The organism is Achromobacter sp. ACM04, assembly GCF_014851465.1.
In the GTDB taxonomy this organism is placed as follows: Bacteria; Pseudomonadota; Gammaproteobacteria; order Burkholderiales; family Burkholderiaceae_B; genus Achromobacter; species Achromobacter aegrifaciens.
Map to the genome: position 1 here is coordinate 1,595,862 of NZ_JACUZS010000001.1, position 16,312 is coordinate 1,612,173.

Here is a 16,312-nt window from a genome sequence, read left to right on the forward strand (position 1 = left end):
CGCGCCGCCGCCCTGCCGGCTGCGAGCAAACTTCGCTACTATCGACGCATGGCTCATCTCGTTCCCCCCTCAATCGCCCCCCAGGTCGCAGCGGCCAGCAGCCTCATCGAACGGCATCTGGGCGCTGGCCTCGTCGCCATCCATCTGTTCGGCTCCGCCGTGGACGGCGGGCTGCAGCCCCATAGCGATATCGACCTGCTCGTTACCGTGACCCAGCCGCCGGACGAAGCCGTGCTGCGCGCGCTGGCCGCGGCGCTATTGCCGATCTCCGCGCCGCCCGGCTCATCGCCCGATTTGCGCGCGCTCGAAGTCACCGTGCTGGCGCTGGAACACGTCGTGCCTTGGCGCCACCCGGCCAGACGCGAACTCCAGTTCGGCGAATGGCTGCGGACCGATCTGATGGCGGGAGTCGTGGAACCGCCCATGATGGACCACGATCTGGCCATACTGCTCACCAAGGTCCGTGGACACAGCATTCCCATCTTGGGGCCGCAGGCCGATCAGTTGCTCCAGGCCGTCCCCCGCGAAGACCGGAGGCGGGCGCTACTGGACACTGTCGCGCAGTGGAACACGCCCGAGGACTGGGCCGGCGATGAAAAGCACATCATCCTCGCGCTGGCGCGCATCTGGTACACGGCCGTCTCCGGGGGCATCGCATCCAAGGACCAGGCGGCGGCATGGCTGCTCGAGAGGTTGGAAGCGCCCTACCGCCCCGTCCTCGCCAAGGCGCGCGCGATCTATCTGGGACAGGAAGAAGACGACCTGGCGCAACGGCACGATGCCGAAACCGCAGCGTTCATTGCCCACGCCCGCGCCGCTATTGAAGGACTGGCCGGCAGCCGATAACCCGGGGACACGTGAACGGCCTGCTTGCCTGCGCGGATGCAGCGGGCAGCCTTTCAGCCATCACGGCTTCAGGTCGATTTCCATGCGCACGAAATCGCCGCGATACGTCACTTCGCCCAGGTAGATGACGCGGCGGTCCGGCCCGGTGAATACGCGCCGAACTTCCGCCACGGGCGCGTTCACGTTGATGCCCAAATGCCGCGCCACCTCGACGTCAGCGGTCGAAATGGTCAGCACCTGACGGGCAGAGACAATATCCACCGAGGACATCCCCATCAGAATGGGAATGACGGTCTCCTTGCGAAAGCGCGCAGGGTGCTTGGCAAAGATGGCGGCGTCCAGGTAGATGTTGATGACGCAATACGGCTGCCCGTTGCGGGCATGGATGCGCCGCATGAACACGTACTTTTCCGCGGCGACGCCGTCCGACTCGTTCAGCAACGGCGTGCGCGTGGACTCGTCGATATTGAGTATGGTCGGGTGCGTATCCCGATAGACGCTGGACAGGTTCTCGAGCGTGGTCTCGACACGGAACCAACGGTTGTCCTGGGGCGCTCCCGTCACGAAGGTGCCGCGCCCCCGCTGCGGCGAAAGCAGTCCGTCGCGGGTAAGCCTTTCGATTGCCTGGCGCACCGTGACCTTGGCCACGTGGAACTCCTCGGCCAGCGCGTCGAGCGAGGGCAATTTTTCGCCGTTCTTCCACACACCCTTCAGGATCCGCTGCCGGAACAGATCCGAAAGTTGAACGTAGAGAGGGGCTTGGGCGGTGTCGAGAATCATGGCGTCAAAGTGTCCGCGACTATATCACGCGCTTGCGGCCGGGCAGCGCCGCGCGCGTCTTCCAGGATCAGCGCGGCGCCCTTCTCGCCGATCATGATCGCGGCGGCGTTGGTGTTCGTCGACACCATGCGGGGCATGACCGAAGCGTCGACGACGCGCAAGCGCTCCACCCCGCGCACGCGCAAGCGCGCGTCGACCACCGACCCGGCGTCGCCGCCCATGCGGCAGGTGCCGGCAGGATGGAACACCGTGCCGCCCTTGTCGCGCGCGAATTGCTCCAGCGCGGCGGCTGTCGTCACATCGTTTCCCGGCAGGTACTCAACTCCGGTTACCAGGTCGCGGAACGACGGCTGGGCATAGATGTCGCGCAACATGCGCAAGCCCGCGACCAAGACCTTCGCATCGCGCGGTTCGGTCAGGTAGTTCGAGACGATGCGCGGCGATGCGAACGGATCCGTGCCCACGATCTCGACGGTGCCGCGCGAATCGGGCCTGCATTGCGTCGCCGACGCGGAAAAGCCGGAAAACCGGTGCAGCGCGTCGCCTGGCTTGTCCACGGATAGCGGCATGACATTGAAAAGTATGTCCGCACGGCCGCCCACCGCGTGCTCGGTCGCCGCCAGCCCGCCTACCTGGCCCGCGCCCACCGTGAGCGGTCCCCTGCCCTGGAACAGCCACTGCGCCCCCATGCCTGCGAGGCTGAACGGATTGCGCACCGCGTCGTTGAGCGACATGCGCCGCTTAAGCTTGACGATCACGCGCGCCTGGTAATGATCTTGCAGGTTGCGGCCGACTTCCGGCGAATGTGCGGCGACGGCGATGCCGTGCCTGGCAAGCAGCGCTGCGTCGCCCACGCCGGAGAGCTGCAGTACCTGGGGCGATTGCAGCGCACCCGCAGCAAGCGCCACCTCGACATCCGCCATCGCGCGCTTCAAATGGCCCTCTTGCACCCACTCCACGCCCAGCGCCCGGCCGCCTTCGATCAGGATGCGCGTGACATGGGCGCCGGTCTCGATCACCAGGTTCGGACGCGAACTGACCGGATACAGAAACGCGGTCGCGGCGTCGCAACGCCAACGGCTGCCCAGCGTCAGCTGGTAGGGACCCACACCCTCCGATTCGGCGCCGTTGAAGTCGTCATTGCGCCGGCAGCCGGCCTCGACTGCCGCTTCCACCCAAGCAGCCGTGTAAGGATGTTCATTGCGCAGGTTGGAGACACGGAGTTCGCCGGAAGCGCCGTGATACTCGGACTCGCCCCCGTCGTAGCGCTCGGATTTCTTGAAGTACGGCAGTACGTCCCGATAGGCCCATCCCGTTGCGCCCAGATCGGCCCAGTCGTCGTAGTCCTCATGCTGTCCACGGATGTACAACAAGCCGTTGATCACGCTTGAACCGCCCAACGCCTTGCCGCGCGGCCACAGGATGGTGCGATTGCCGGTTTCGGCCTGGGCTTCGACCGGGAACAGCCGAGCAAACCGCGGATCGTAAATGGTCTTGAAGTAGCCCACCGGCAGCTTGAGCCAGAAATTGTGCGCAGCCGCGCCCGCCTCCAGCAGCAGCACGCGCACCGCAGGATCGCGGCTGAGCCGGTTGGCCAGCACGCATCCGGCGGAGCCGCCGCCGACGACGATGTAATCAAAGCCCGCGCCAGCCGGAATGCTCATGCCTTGATCGCCTCCAGATAGGCCGAGGGATCGAAGTAGCGCGAAGCGGGAACCGGATTCGGAATGTTCCCGGCCTGCGCGAAGAAATCGGTCACCTGCTGCAGCCAGCGTGTCACTGAGCCGTCCTCGTACTTGGTGCGCCATTCCGCCGTGGAGAAATACTTGGCCTGCTTGAACTGCGCCTTGAACTCGGCCAGCGGCACGTCCTTGTATTGCGTCTTCTGCAGCGTCTCCACCGCGGCGTCCGGGGTTTTTACGATTGCATCGTTGGCCTCGCCCCAGGCAGCGATGAGGCTGCGGATGGCCGGCTTCTGGGCCTCGTAGAAATCGTTCCTGGCCGCCCATCCGCCCATGATCGCCGCCTCCGGATAGAACGCGGAAGCGTCGATCAGCATGCGCGCATTGGACACCTTGGACCGGACGATCGTGTCAAACGGAACCCAGAGCGCAACCGCGCTGACCGCGCCGGACACGAACGAGGTAACGGCATCGGCCATGCGCTGGTTGACGATCTGCACGTCCTTGCCCGGATCGAGCTTGGCGGCGCGCAAGGCCCGGTCCAGGAACACATGGGCGGTCGTACCCGTGGTCGTGGAGATCTGCTTGCCCTTCAGATCGGCCACGGTCTTGATCGACTCGTCGCGGACCCAAAGCTGGGCAGTACCGTACTCGATGTCGTTCACAAGAAAAACCTTGCCCTGCCCGCGCGCTGGAAAGTTCGACACAACCGCGCCGGTGGCCAGCACATCCAGGCTGCCGCCTATCATGGCCTGGAAGATCTCCAGCCCCGTGGTGAAGACAATGGGCTCCAGTTCCAAACCATGCTTGGCGTAGCTGCCCATCTGCAAGCCCAGCCACAGGTGGCCGTCGACGGCGGGCGTATGCAAGTAGCCTACGCGCAGTTTCTTGCGCGCCTGGCCGATGGCAGGCGCCGCGATTGCTGCGATGGAAGCGGCCATGCCGGCCTTGAGCAGGGTTCTGCGGTCGAGTTTCATGGAGTCTCCTTGTGGTGGGGCTGCTGACGCTGGCTCAATCCGTCGGGCGCACGGATTGGCGGGCCTGGGCTTCGTACTCGAACATGACCAGCTCCCGGATCTCGCGGCTCAACTCGACGAAGCGAGGGTCCTCGTGGACCCGCTCCGAACGGGGGTAGCCGAAAGGCACCTCTATCACCTTCCGGACCTTTGAGGGCCGGGCGGTGACCACGACGATCTTTGACGACAGGTAGACGGCTTCTTCAACCGAGTGGGTAATCAGCATCACCGTCTTGCCTTCGGTCTGCAGCACTTCGAGCAGCAGGTCCTGCATCGCGGTCCGGGTCTGCGCATCCAGCGCGCCGAAGGGCTCGTCCATCAACAGGAACTGGGGCTTGACGGCGTAGGCACGCGCGATCGCCAGCCGCTGCCGCATGCCGCCGGACAAATGCTTCGGAAAGTGATCGGCGAAGTCGCTCAGGCCCATCAGCTTCATGTAGCGCTGACAGATCTCGGCGCGCTCCCGCGGGCTCGTCTTGTTGGCCGCGAGCTTCATGCCGAACTCGATGTTGCCGCGCACCGTCAGCCACGGAAACACGCCGTATTCCTGGAAGATCACGCCGCGGTCGGGCCCGGGCGCCGTGATGGGCCGGCCGTCCAGCGTCACGGAGCCGGCGGTGGGTTGCACAAACCCGCCGACGATATTCATCAAGGTCGTCTTGCCGCAGCCTGAAGGGCCGATGATGGAGACGAACTCCCCATCCCGGATGTCCAGGGTCACGCCATCCACCACCCTCATCGGGCCTGTGGCCGTGGGAAAGTCCACGGTGACGTTATCGAACCTGATCCTGACTTCCGGTTCCTGGGAAGGCTTGGGCGTAGCGGTGTCCACGCTGCGCAGTTGAGTGCTCATGGTCATGGTCTTGTATGTCCGGAACGGTCTCAGGCGATGCGGTCTTGCCACGCGACCAGGCGCCGGCTCACGGCCCTCAGCGCCAGGTCCATCAGCATGGCGATGAGGCCGATGCAGATGATCCCCACGTAGATCACGTCCAGCTGGAAGAACGACGATGCATTCTGGATAAGCGCCCCGAGCCCCTGCTGGGCCGCAATGAGTTCGGACGCCACCAGCGTGGCCCAGGCCACGCCCAGCGCCACCCGGATGGCCGTCAGGATGTGCGGTACGGTAAGCGGCACGATGACCTTGGCGAAGATCTCCACGTCGTTGGCGCCCAACGTGCGGGCGACGCGCACGAAGATCGGGCTGATCTGGGCGATGCCTTCGTACATCACGATGACGCCGGCAAAAAACGAGGCATAGAACAGGATGACGGTCTTGGCCGATTCGCCGATGCCGAAATAGACGATCACCAGCGGAATCAACGCGATCGGCGGGAGCGCGCGAAAGAAGTTGATGACGGGATCGATGAAGACCCGCAGCCCGCGGTACCAGCCCAGGCAAAAACCCACAGGCACTGCCACCAGGATGCCCAGCGCGACGCCCGTGAAGACGCGCCGGGCCGACATCCAGATGTCCAGCCACAGGCGGTCCTTGGAGAGCTCGATGAACTTTTCGACGACCGCGGCCGGCGAAGGCACAAGTGCGGGGCTGACGAGTCCGCTGGCGCGCACCGCCAGCCACAGCAAGAGGATGCATAGCCATGGCGCCGCGATGAGCAGCGGGCGCGAGATGAAGGACGGAAGGCGCATGGTGTATATAGAGGGTTAGACCTGAGTTGCAATCCGTAAGTGCTAAACATACTATAGACCAGCACTTAATATCTTCATGCCATGACAAACCCTAATACGACTCAAGCCTGGTCCATCAAACCATTCACGCTGACGCGTATCGAGGCCTACGTCCTGCGATGGCCGGTCAAGCGTCCGGTACAGACCTCGTTCGGCACCATGCATGACCGCCCCGCCCTGCTCGTGCGGGTAGAGGACACGGATGGCGCGGTGGGCTGGGGCGAGGTCTGGTGCAACTTTCCCGGCTGCGGCGCGGAACACCGCGCCCGTCTGCTTGAAACCGTTGTCGCGCCGCTGGTCGTCGGTCAGCCTTACGCCTCGGCCCAAGCCGCGTTTGCCCACATGAGCGCGCGCACCGCGGTGCTCGCCATCCAGTCGGGCGAACCCGGGCCCATCGCGCAGGTGATCGCCGGCATCGACCTGGCCTTGTGGGACATGCTGTCGCGCCGGGCGGGCGTGCCGCTATGGCAATTCCTGGGCGGCGTCTCGGACGTGATCCGCGTCTATGCAAGCGGCATCAACCCTGACCGCCCCGAAGATACGGTGCTCGCAAAACACGCGGAGGGCTATCGCGCTTTCAAGCTCAAGGTGGGCTTTGGCGAAGAGCGGGACCTCGCCAATGTCAGAACGGTGCACGCCCGGCTGCCTTCGGGCAACGAGCTCATGCTGGACGCCAATCAGGCCTGGGATCTGGCGGGTGCGCAGCGCATGGCCAGCCACTTCAGCGAGTTCGCGCCGCGCTGGCTGGAGGAGCCGCTGCGCGCGGATCGCCCACTGTCGGAATGGGCGCAGTTGGCTGCTCAAACGGACATCCCCCTGGCAGCCGGGGAGAACCTCATCGGTTCAGATGCCTTCGAGACCATGATCAACAGCAGGACGCTTAAAGTCGTACAGCCGGATCTGGCCAAATGGGGCGGCATATCCGGCTGCCTGCCCATCATCGACAGGATTCACGAGGCTGGACTGCGCTACTGTCCGCATTTCCTTGGCGCGGGTGTCGGCCAGCTTGCGTCGGCGCACATTCTGGCGGCGCGAGGACGAGCCGGCGGCATGCTTGAAATCGATGCCAACGAGAACCCGCTGCGCGCGGCCCTCAGCCCGGCGTTGGGCGTCATCATCGAAGGAGAGGCCAAGCTCGGAAACGCGGCGGGCCTGGGCGTGGAGCCGGATCTCGCGCAATTGCACGAGATCTGTGGTTTGCGTTCATAACATCCCAGAAAGAAGGCCCTCAATTGCCCAGGCTGCAGGGGTCAACAGGGCTTGACGTCAGCCGGCCGCGCTTGTCGCAAGACGCATCTGGAGAAAATCGAGGAATACCTGGACCTTTTTGGAGTGCCTGCGATTCGGTAGATACGCCGCATGGACGCACACACTCTGCTCTTGAGGATTGACCTCGTAGTCCTCGAAGAACCGGCGCAGCCGCCCGGCCCGCACGTCCTCCCGGATCAGCCATTCCGCCAGCAGCGCGATGCCCTGTCCATCCAGCACGGCTTCGCGCAGCATGTCCGAGTTGTTGGCGGCCAGACGCCCCTGCACCTCCACATGCTGCACCTTGTCATCGCCCCGAAGAAACGACCAGCGCTGCGGCCCGGCCTGGTGGGCGAATCGCAGACAGTCGTGCTGTGTCAATTCCTCCGGCGCAGTGGGCGTGCCGTGCCGCTCCAGGTATTCGTGGCTGGCCACCACATAGCGCCGATGCTCGGCCAATTTGCGCACGATCAATTGCGGCTGCAAGTCCGGTGTGCCAATGCGGACGGCGACATCGATCCGCTCCGCCGCCAGGTCCACATACGCATCGGATAGCACCAGATCCAGTGACACGCGCGGATTCTCGCGCAGGAAACCCGAGATATAGGGTCCCAGGCACAAGCGCGCGAAGGTCACAGGCAAGGAAACTCGCAAGGGTCCGACCGCGACCGCGCCAACGTCCGACACGCTGCCGTCGGCCTCCTCCAGATCCGACACAACCCTGGACACCTGCTCCAGGTAAGTCACTCCTGCGTCGGTCAACGTTACCCGGCGCGTCGACCGGGTCAGCAGCGCGGTACCGAGAGACGCCTCCAAGGTATCGATCAGCCGCGTGACGGAAGACGTGGCGACCCCCAGGCGCCGCGCGGTTCTGGAGAATCCTCCTGACTCGGCCACGTCCAGGAAGACGCGCAAGGCTTGCAGTTTATCCATGGTTATCTTTGCAAATAACGCAACCCTACGTTGCGATAAAGACCAATTCATTGAATTCCATGCAAAGACTAATCTGGCCTTCCCCTCAACGCAAGGAGCTACGCCGTGAAATCCCTGTGCATCGGCGCTTCACTCGTCAGCGCTGCGCAACCCCTCGCGCCGTTCCTGCAAGCCCTTCAACAGGCCGCTGCGGCGGCCGCCCACCAAGCCCCCGGAACATAGCAACATGTCTTCCACGCAAATTACCGCCACCAAGGATCAGGATCCGACCGTCTCCTCGGGGCTGCCACTACGCTTGACCTTCATGCTGGCCGGCAGCGCCGGCCTGTCGGTCGCATCCCTGTACTACAGCCAGCCCATGCTGGGCGTGCTGGCTCCGGACATCGGCGCCTCTTCCCAGTCGGTCGGACTGCTGCCGACACTGACCCAGTTGGGGTATGCCCTGGGCATCCTCTTTCTGGCGCCGCTGGGCGACCGGCACGACCGGCGCAGGATCATCCTGCTCAAGGCCGCCATCCTGTCTGCCGCGCTGCTGCTGGCGGCGCTGTCACCTACGCTGGCGACGCTGCTGGCCGCCAGCCTGGCCGTCGGCCTGTCCGCGACAATGGCGCAGGACATCGTGCCGGCAGCCGCAACGCTGGCGCCAGCCGCGCACCGCGGCAAGATCGTGGGCACGGTGATGACAGGCCTGCTATTGGGCATCCTGCTGTCCCGGGTAGTCAGCGGCTTCGTTGCCGAGAACTGGGGTTGGCGCGCCATGTTCGCGGCCGCCGCCGCCAGCATCGCACTCGTGGGCCTGGCCGCAAGCCGCCAACTCCCGCGCTTCGAGGCCAGCACGCGACTGCCCTACTTTGCGCTGCTGCGATCGCTGGCCGCGCTATGGCAGCAACATGCCGCACTACGTCGCGCCACTTGGGCCCAAGGCCTGCTGTCGATCGGCTTCAGCGCCTTCTGGTCCACCCTGGCCGTCATGCTGCATGGCGAACCCTTCAACCTGGGCGCAGCCGCCGCCGGCGCCTTCGGACTGGCCGGCGCGGCAGGAGCCATGGCCGCTCCCATCGCCGGACGCATCGCCGACCGCCACGGCGCCGCGCTAGTCACCCGCCTGGGCGCAGCTCTGGTCGTCGTGTCCTTCGCCGTGATGGGTTTGACCCCGTTCCTGGCGCCCGGCGCGCAGCTGGGATTGCTGGTCGCCAGCGCCATCGGCTTCGACCTGGGCATACAGGCAGCGCTGATCGCGCACCAAACCATCATCTACGGTATCGATGCGAACGCCCGCAGCCGGCTCAACGCGGTGCTGTTCACCGGCATGTTCATCGGAATGGCCGTCGGGTCGGCATTGGCAGCCTTGCTGTATGCACAGTTCGGATGGATGGCGGTGACGGTGCTGTCCACTGCCACGGCGCTCGGAGCATTCTTGGTGCGATTGAGGGGATGACAGCAGCGCTTTCATCTCCCGACTCAAAATGAAAGAGGCGCCGAAGCGCCTCTTTCATTCACCGCACGACAACAGCGGGATCACTCCCACTCAATCGTCGCAGGCGGCTTGCTCGACACGTCGTAAACAACGCGATTAATGCCACGCACCTCATTGATGATCCGCGACGACACCCGCGCCAGCAGCGGATGCGGCAGCGGCGCCCAATCGGCGGTCATGAAGTCGAAGGTCTGCACCGCACGCAACGCCACCACGTATTCGTAGGTGCGCCCATCGCCCATCACCCCCACCGACTTCACCGGCAGGAACACGGCAAACGCTTGCGAGGTCAGCTCGTACCAGGTCAGGCCGCTGGCCTCGTCCTTGGTGTTGCGCAGCTCTTCGATGAAGATCGCGTCGGCGCGGCGCAGCAGTTCGGCGTATTCATGCTTGACTTCGCCCAGGATGCGCACGCCCAGGCCGGGGCCGGGGAACGGGTGGCGGTAGACCATCTGCGGCGGCAGGCCCAGGGCTACGCCGAGTTCGCGGACTTCGTCCTTGAACAGTTCGCGCAGCGGCTCCAGCAGTTGCAGGTTCAGCGTGTCCGGCAGGCCGCCCACGTTGTGGTGCGACTTGATGGAGGTGGCCTTGCCCGTCTTGGCGCCAGCGGATTCGATGACGTCGGGGTAGATCGTGCCCTGGGCCAGCCACTTGGCGCTCTTCTGCTTGCCCGCCTGTTCCTGGAACACTTCGACGAATTCGCGGCCGATGATCTTGCGCTTGGCTTCGGGATCCGCCACGCCGGCCAGCTTGCCCATGAATTGGGCGGTGGCGTCGACGTGGATGATCTTCACGCCCATGTTTTCAGCGAAGGTCTGCATGACCTGCTTGCCTTCGTCCAGGCGCAAGAGGCCGTGGTCGACGAACACGCAGGTGAGCTGGTCGCCGATGGCCTTGTGGATCAGCGCCGCGGCGACCGAGGAGTCCACGCCGCCGGACAGGCCCAGGATGACTTCGTCCGTGCCGACCTGCTCGCGGATGCGGGCGACGGCTTCGGCCACGTAGTCGGGCATGTTCCAGTCGCCTTCGCAGCCGCAGATCTCGTTGACGAAGCGGGCCAGCATGGCCTTGCCCTGGACGGTGTGCGTGACTTCGGGGTGGAACTGGACGGCGTAGAACTTGCGGTCTTCGTCGGCCATGCCGGCGATGGGGCAGGACGGCGTGGAAGCCATCAGCTTGAAGCCCGGGGGCAGCTGGGTGACCTTGTCGCCGTGGCTCATCCAGACCTTGAGCATGCCGTGGCCTTCGGCCGTGGAAAAGTCTTCCAGGCCTTCCAGCAGCTTGGTGTGGCCGTGGGCGCGGACTTCGGCGTAGCCGAATTCGCGGTGGTCGGAATAGCTGACCACGCCGCCCAACTGCTGCGCCATGGACTGCATGCCGTAGCAGATGCCCAGAACGGGCACGCCCAGTTCGAACACCGCATGCGGCACGCGCATGGAGCCTTCTTCGTAGGCGGAAGCGTGGCTGCCGGACAGGATGATGCCCTTCAGGCCTTGCGCCATCTGGTCGCGCACGAAGGCGTCGTCGACGTCGCCGGGGTGCACTTCGGAGTAGACGCCGGCTTCGCGGACGCGGCGGGCGATCAGCTGGGTGACTTGCGAACCGTAGTCGAGAATGAGGATGCGCTGGTGCATGGAGACTCTACCGGTAAAGAATAAAACCGCAGTAAATAAAACCGCACCGGCAGAACCGCTGATTCATGTTGCGGTTCTGCCGGTGCGCGATGCATGACATTGTAGTTGACTGTACGGATCAGTCGGCGCGGTAGTTGGGCGCTTCCTTGGTGATCTGTACGTCGTGCACGTGGGACTCGCGCACGCCCGCGGAGGTAATCTCCACGAATTCGGTCTTGGTGCGCATGTCGTCGATGGTGGCGCAGCCGCAGTAGCCCATCGAGGCGCGGATGCCGCCGACCAGTTGGTAAATGATGGCCAGCACGCTGCCCTTGTAGGGGACGCGGCCTTCGATGCCTTCGGGAACCAGCTTGTCGGCGTTGTTGGACGGATCCTGGAAGTAACGGTCGGCGGAGCCGTCCGTCATGGCGCCCAGGCTGCCCATGCCGCGGTAGGACTTGTACGAACGGCCCTGGAACAGCACGACTTCGCCCGGCGCTTCTTCGGTGCCGGCGAACATGCCGCCCATCATGCAGGCGAAAGCGCCGGCCGCCAGGGCCTTGGCAACGTCGCCCGAATAACGGATACCGCCGTCGGCGATCAGGGGCACGCCCGTGCCTTCCAGCGCCTTGGCGACTTCGGAGATGGCATGGATTTGCGGCACGCCGACGCCCGCGACGATGCGGGTGGTGCAGATGGAGCCCGGGCCGATACCGACCTTGACGCCGTCGGCGCCGTACTCGACCAGCGCGCGCGCGGCGGCGGCGGTGGCGATGTTGCCGCCGATGACTTCAACCTTGGGGTAGTTCTGCTTGACCCAGCGCACGCCTTCCAGCACGCCCTTGGAATGGCCGTGGGCGGTGTCGACGATCAGGACGTCGACGCCAGCCGCAACCAGCTTTTCCACGCGTTCTTCGGTGCCGGCGCCCACGCCCACAGCCGCGCCCACGCGCAGCTGGCCCTGGGCGTCCTTGCTGGCCATCGGGTGTTCGGTGTTCTTGACGATATCCTTGACGGTGGCCAGGCCACGCAGTTCAAAGCCGTCGTTGACGATCAGCACGCGCTCCAGGCGGTGCTTGTGCATCAGGGACTGCGCCTCTTCAAGCGTGGCGCCTTCCTTCATGGTGACCAGGCGTTCCTGCGGCGTCATGATGTTGCGCAGGGGCTGGTCCAGGTTTTCTTCGAAGCGCAGGTCGCGGTTGGTGACGATGCCGACCAGCTTGCGTCCTTCGACCACCGGCAGGCCCGAGATGCCATGCTGGCGCTGCAACGCGATAGCGTCGCGCACCTTCATTTGCGGGGTGACCGTGACCGGATCGATCACGATGCCGAATTCATGGCGCTTGACGCGGGCGACCTCGCGGGCCTGGGCTTCAGCCGACAGATTCTTGTGGATGATCCCGATGCCGCCCTCTTGCGCCATGGCGATGGCCAGGCGCGATTCGGTCACGGTGTCCATGGCGGCGGACACGAGCGGGATGTTCAGGGTGATGTTGCGAGTGAGGCGCGTAGCCAGGGAAGTGTCGCGAGGCAGGACCTCGGAATACGCAGGCACCAGCAACACATCGTCGAAGGTGAGCGCTTTTTGTACGAGACGCATGGGTAACTCCGGGCGCAAAGCAAGATTATACGCCGCTTGCGTGTTTTGCCTAGGTGTTGACCCTAGGTCCACAAGGATATTTCTGCACCTCACGGTGGTGCATTTTTCGTTTCTATATTTTTACCCGGGTGTATTGACTTCCATTTTTACCCGGATCATAATTTATACACAAATTTCACCCGGATAAAAATGAACAACCCAATCTCCCCCCTCCCCGCCGATCCGCACACCGCCTTCGCGGGTCATCGCATTCTTGCGGCCGGTGCCCTCTCCGACGTGGCGCTCGCGGTCAGGCAGGCGATGGACGAAGGCCACGACGCCACCATCCTCGTATTCGATGACCTGTCCGGCAAACAGGTCGATCTGGACCTGAGCGGAAACCATGCCGCCATCGCGGAGCGCCACCGCGTCCGCATTGACCCGGCCGCCCCTGCGCCTGAAGCGCCCGCCAGCCTCGTCGATGACGCGCAACCGCGCGGCCGGGGCCGTCCGAAGCTTGGCGTAGTGGCGCGCGAAGTAACCCTGTTGCCGCGCCATTGGGACTGGCTGGGCGCGCAGCCCGGCGGCGCATCGGTCGTCTTGCGCAAGCTGGTGGAACAGGCGCGCCGCGACAACGAGGCGCAGGACCGCCGGCGCGAGCGCCAGGAGGCTGCATACCGGTTCATGTCCAGCATGGCCGGCAACCTGCCCGGTTTCGAGGAAGCCACGCGGGCGCTGTACGCCAACGACCACGAGCGCTTTACGCAGCAGATCGCCGGATGGCCGGAAGATGTGCGCGGCTACGCCATGGGTCTGGCATGGGGCGCGCCGGACGAAGCCGCCGCGGGCTGATCGGTGTCCGGGTGCGGCCTGCGCGGGCCGCACCCTCCCCCCAAGAAGGCCACGGCCTTCCTCGCCGCACTTTCCTCAATGCTGCCACCGGCCTTGCTCACCGCAGCATCGGCCACAACGTCAGCGCCAGCAGCGTTCCCATGCCGATGTTGAACCACTTCAGCCTTCCAGGCTGCGCCAGGAATCCGCGCAGCGCCACGCCGAAGCCCGCCCACAGCGAAACGCTGGGCACGTTCACCACCGCGAACACCAGGCACATCCACGCCAGCGACGCCCAGGGCGCCGCGGCATCCACATAGACCGCAACCGCGGCCAGCGCCACGATCCACGCCTTGGGGTTTATCCATTGGAACAAGGCCGACTCCATGAACGTGAGCGGCCTGGCGGACGCCTGCCCCACACCGATGGAACGCGACAAGGCGATGCGCCATGCCAGGTACAACAGATAGGCCGCGCCCCCTATCTTCAGCCCGGCCGACAGGGCCGGCCAGGCGTGGAACAGCGCACCGAGGCCCAGGCCTACCCCAAGCAGCAGCGAAGTGAAGCCGGCGGTGATGCCCAGCACTTGGGGCAGCGTCCGACCGAAGCCGAAGTTCGCGCCAGAGGTCATCAGCATGACGTTGCTAGGCCCTGGCGATACCGAGGTCACGAAGGCGAATACCGTCAGGGCAAGCAGATTTTCAAAAGACAAGATAAGGCTCCCGCAAGACGCGGCGCACGCTTGCGCCAGCGATCAGACAGCGCCATTGTGAGTCCGGGCGGGCCTTATTAATATTGGCGGTTTTGACATCTTTGATAGCGTTCTTGCCATGAAGATCCAGATCCTGGCCCTGGAGGGCGTGTTCGATACCGGCCTGTCGGCCATCCTGGACGTGTTCACCACGGCCAACGAGCTGGCGCCGCTGCTGCCCGAACCGGTCCGGCCGTTCGACGCGCGGATCGTCGGCATGCGCCGCAAGGTGCGTACCGGACAGGGATTTGGCGTGCCCGTCTCGGGCAGCCCGGACCCGTCGGCCCCGGACTGGCTCGTGATCCCGGCCATTGCCTGCAAGATGCCCGAAACCCTGCTGCCCGCGCTGGACCGCGCCGACGTGCGCGACGCCGGCCGCATGCTGCGGCAGCGCGCGCCCGGCGCGAACACCGCCGCAGCCTGCATCGGCACCTTTGTGCTGGCGGAATCCGGCCTGCTGGACGGCCACAAGGCCACCACCACCTGGTGGCTGGCCCCGCTGTTCAGGCAGCGCTATCCGGCGGTGGACCTGGAGGACGAACGCATGCTGGTGCGTTCGTCGTCGCTGCTGACCGCGGGCGCGGCGCTCAGCCACATGGACATGGCGCTGTGGCTGGTGCGCCAGGCCAGCCCGGAGCTGGCCGCGCTGGTGGCGCGCTATCTGATCGTGGACCAGCGGCCCTCGCAGTCGGCCTATGTCATTACCGATCACCTGACGCATGCCGAGCCGCTGGTACAGGCCTTCGAGCGCTGGGCCCGCGCGCATCTTGCGCAGGGATTCTCGCTGGACGCCGCGGCGCAGGCGCTGGGCGCCAGCAAGCGCACGCTGGCGCGCCGCATGCAGGAGGTCCTGGGCAAGAGCCCGCTGTCGTTCTTCCAGGACCTGCGCGTAGAGCGCGCGGCCCATTTGCTGAAGACCAGCAACCAATCGCTGGAGCAGATCGCGGCGCAAGTCGGCTATGCCGACGGCGTCACGCTGCGCAACCTGCTGCGCCGGCGCCTGGGCCACGGCGTGCGCCAGATGCGCTGAAACCCGCGCCGCGATGCGGGCGGTGGGCGCTTGCCGCGATATGCGTTTTAATCGGATGTAAGAGGCAGGCGCGCCTTTCGCGCCCGCGCATTTCCACACGGTGCATCATGGCCATCGCAAAGAACTTCCTGCTCTACGACGGAGACTGCCCTTTCTGCTCGAACTACGTGCGGATGCTGCAACTGCAGAAGGCCGTCGGCCCCATCGACCTGCTGAACATGCGCGACCACCCAGACCTGGCGGTGGCCTACAACGCGCAAGGCTACGATCTGAACCAGGGCATGCTGCTGCACCTGGACGGGCAGGACTACTGGGGCGCGGACTGCATCAACCGCCTGGCGCTGATCAGTACCGGCAACGACCTGTTCAACAGCGTCAACGCGGCCGTGTTCCGCAACCCATGCCTGTCGACGGCGCTTTACCCCTTCATGCGCACCGGCCGCAGCCTGGCGCTGACGCTATTGGGCAAGAAGAAGATGCAGATGTAGCCGCGCCAGCCGCTGAGCCAACGCAGGAACGGTATCTGATTAAATACGGCGCGCCACGCTACGCGGCGCCGACGGCTCTCGCCAAAGGCGCTTCGGCCTTTTCCGTGTGCACGCCCGCATCGGAGCGGCGCCACCCCGAAGCCGGGTCGCGCTTGTCGTAGAGATAATCCCAATCCGTGCCGCACACCGCACAGGTGTACGCCTCGTGCTGCACGCCGCGTTGCTGCTGCCCCGTCGATCGCACCACGCCCAGGCTGATCAGGCTGTCATGACCAGGCGCGTCGCGCCGGTCCCTGACGATAGCCTCGCATTTTTCGCACGCCCCCATGCCTCTTCCCCTTTCAATATC

Annotated in this window: 16 protein-coding genes; 6 read left to right on the forward strand and 10 right to left on the reverse strand. The window is 65.0% G+C overall.

Annotated elements, in window-relative coordinates:
• Nucleotides 1–48: 48 nt before the first annotated feature.
• Nucleotides 49–846 carry an aminoglycoside adenylyltransferase family protein gene (locus IB259_RS07425; protein ID WP_192328273.1) on the forward strand — a complete coding sequence of 266 codons (798 nt, stop codon included), beginning with the start codon at nucleotides 49–51 and terminating at the stop codon, nucleotides 844–846.
• Between the two features lie 60 nt (nucleotides 847–906).
• Here IB259_RS07425 and IB259_RS07430 read toward each other — a convergent pair whose 3' ends face one another.
• The 5 genes from IB259_RS07430 to IB259_RS07450 are packed head-to-tail and all read right to left on the reverse strand — an operon-like array spanning nucleotide 907 to nucleotide 5,974.
• Nucleotides 907–1,626 carry a GntR family transcriptional regulator gene (locus IB259_RS07430; protein ID WP_054456341.1) on the reverse strand — a complete coding sequence of 240 codons (720 nt, stop codon included), beginning with the start codon at nucleotides 1,624–1,626 and terminating at the stop codon, nucleotides 907–909.
• Nucleotides 1,623–3,290 (reverse strand): GMC family oxidoreductase, encoded by a 1,668-nt coding sequence (locus tag IB259_RS07435; RefSeq protein WP_192328276.1) that lies wholly within the window; start codon nucleotides 3,288–3,290, stop codon nucleotides 1,623–1,625. The genes IB259_RS07430 and IB259_RS07435 overlap by 4 nt, the downstream gene beginning before the upstream one ends.
• Complete coding sequence (locus IB259_RS07440; protein WP_054456339.1) at nucleotides 3,287–4,285, reverse strand: ABC transporter substrate-binding protein; 999 nt, start codon at nucleotides 4,283–4,285, stop codon at nucleotides 3,287–3,289. The genes IB259_RS07435 and IB259_RS07440 overlap by 4 nt, the downstream gene beginning before the upstream one ends.
• A gap of 34 nt (nucleotides 4,286–4,319) precedes the next feature.
• Nucleotides 4,320–5,177, reverse strand: a complete 858-nt coding sequence (locus tag IB259_RS07445; protein WP_192328279.1) for an ABC transporter ATP-binding protein — start codon at nucleotides 5,175–5,177, stop codon at nucleotides 4,320–4,322.
• A 29-nt stretch (nucleotides 5,178–5,206) separates the two neighbouring features.
• Complete coding sequence (locus IB259_RS07450; RefSeq protein ID WP_054456338.1) at nucleotides 5,207–5,974, reverse strand: ABC transporter permease; 768 nt, start codon at nucleotides 5,972–5,974, stop codon at nucleotides 5,207–5,209.
• A gap of 81 nt (nucleotides 5,975–6,055) precedes the next feature.
• Here IB259_RS07450 and IB259_RS07455 point away from each other — a divergent pair, with 81 nt between their 5' ends.
• Entirely contained in the window at nucleotides 6,056–7,222 is a 1,167-nt protein-coding gene (locus IB259_RS07455) for a mandelate racemase/muconate lactonizing enzyme family protein (RefSeq protein ID WP_192328282.1), read from the forward strand.
• A gap of 57 nt (nucleotides 7,223–7,279) precedes the next feature.
• Here the strand turns inward: IB259_RS07455 and IB259_RS07460 are convergent, their stop codons facing one another.
• Nucleotides 7,280–8,194, reverse strand: a complete 915-nt coding sequence (locus IB259_RS07460) for a LysR family transcriptional regulator (protein ID WP_192328285.1) — start codon at nucleotides 8,192–8,194, stop codon at nucleotides 7,280–7,282.
• 226 nt (nucleotides 8,195–8,420) lie between these two features.
• On the opposite strand from IB259_RS07460, the gene IB259_RS07465 reads away from it, so the two are divergent.
• Nucleotides 8,421–9,632, forward strand: coding sequence for an MFS transporter (locus IB259_RS07465; RefSeq protein ID WP_175213562.1), 1,212 nt, complete (start codon nucleotides 8,421–8,423; stop codon nucleotides 9,630–9,632).
• Between the two features lie 80 nt (nucleotides 9,633–9,712).
• Here IB259_RS07465 and guaA read toward each other — a convergent pair whose 3' ends face one another.
• Both guaA and guaB read right to left on the reverse strand, forming a co-directional pair.
• Nucleotides 9,713–11,305, reverse strand: a complete 1,593-nt coding sequence (guaA, locus tag IB259_RS07470; RefSeq protein WP_192328288.1) for a glutamine-hydrolyzing GMP synthase — start codon at nucleotides 11,303–11,305, stop codon at nucleotides 9,713–9,715.
• A gap of 118 nt (nucleotides 11,306–11,423) precedes the next feature.
• Nucleotides 11,424–12,884, reverse strand: a complete 1,461-nt coding sequence (gene guaB / locus IB259_RS07475) for an IMP dehydrogenase (RefSeq protein ID WP_054456333.1) — start codon at nucleotides 12,882–12,884, stop codon at nucleotides 11,424–11,426.
• Nucleotides 12,885–13,073: 189 nt separating this feature from the next.
• Here guaB and IB259_RS07480 point away from each other — a divergent pair, with 189 nt between their 5' ends.
• Nucleotides 13,074–13,715 carry a DUF2239 family protein gene (locus IB259_RS07480; protein WP_192328291.1) on the forward strand — a complete coding sequence of 214 codons (642 nt, stop codon included), beginning with the start codon at nucleotides 13,074–13,076 and terminating at the stop codon, nucleotides 13,713–13,715.
• Between the two features lie 97 nt (nucleotides 13,716–13,812).
• On the opposite strand, the gene IB259_RS07485 is transcribed toward IB259_RS07480, so the two are convergent.
• A complete protein-coding gene (locus IB259_RS07485) occupies nucleotides 13,813–14,406 on the reverse strand; it encodes a LysE family translocator (protein ID WP_192328294.1) in 594 nt (197 codons plus the stop codon).
• A 118-nt stretch (nucleotides 14,407–14,524) separates the two neighbouring features.
• Between IB259_RS07485 and IB259_RS07490 the strand changes: the two genes are divergently transcribed.
• Together IB259_RS07490 and IB259_RS07495 are read left to right on the forward strand one after the other, a co-directional pair.
• The gene (locus tag IB259_RS07490) at nucleotides 14,525–15,475 is read left to right on the forward strand and encodes a GlxA family transcriptional regulator (protein WP_192328297.1); all 951 of its coding nucleotides are present in this window, start codon (nucleotides 14,525–14,527) and stop codon (nucleotides 15,473–15,475) included.
• Nucleotides 15,476–15,582: 107 nt separating this feature from the next.
• Nucleotides 15,583–15,963 (forward strand): DCC1-like thiol-disulfide oxidoreductase family protein, encoded by a 381-nt coding sequence (locus IB259_RS07495; RefSeq protein ID WP_119451342.1) that lies wholly within the window; start codon nucleotides 15,583–15,585, stop codon nucleotides 15,961–15,963.
• A 58-nt stretch (nucleotides 15,964–16,021) separates the two neighbouring features.
• Here IB259_RS07495 and IB259_RS07500 read toward each other — a convergent pair whose 3' ends face one another.
• Complete coding sequence (locus tag IB259_RS07500; RefSeq protein ID WP_119451341.1) at nucleotides 16,022–16,291, reverse strand: hypothetical protein; 270 nt, start codon at nucleotides 16,289–16,291, stop codon at nucleotides 16,022–16,024.
• Nucleotides 16,292–16,312: the final 21 nt, after the last annotated feature.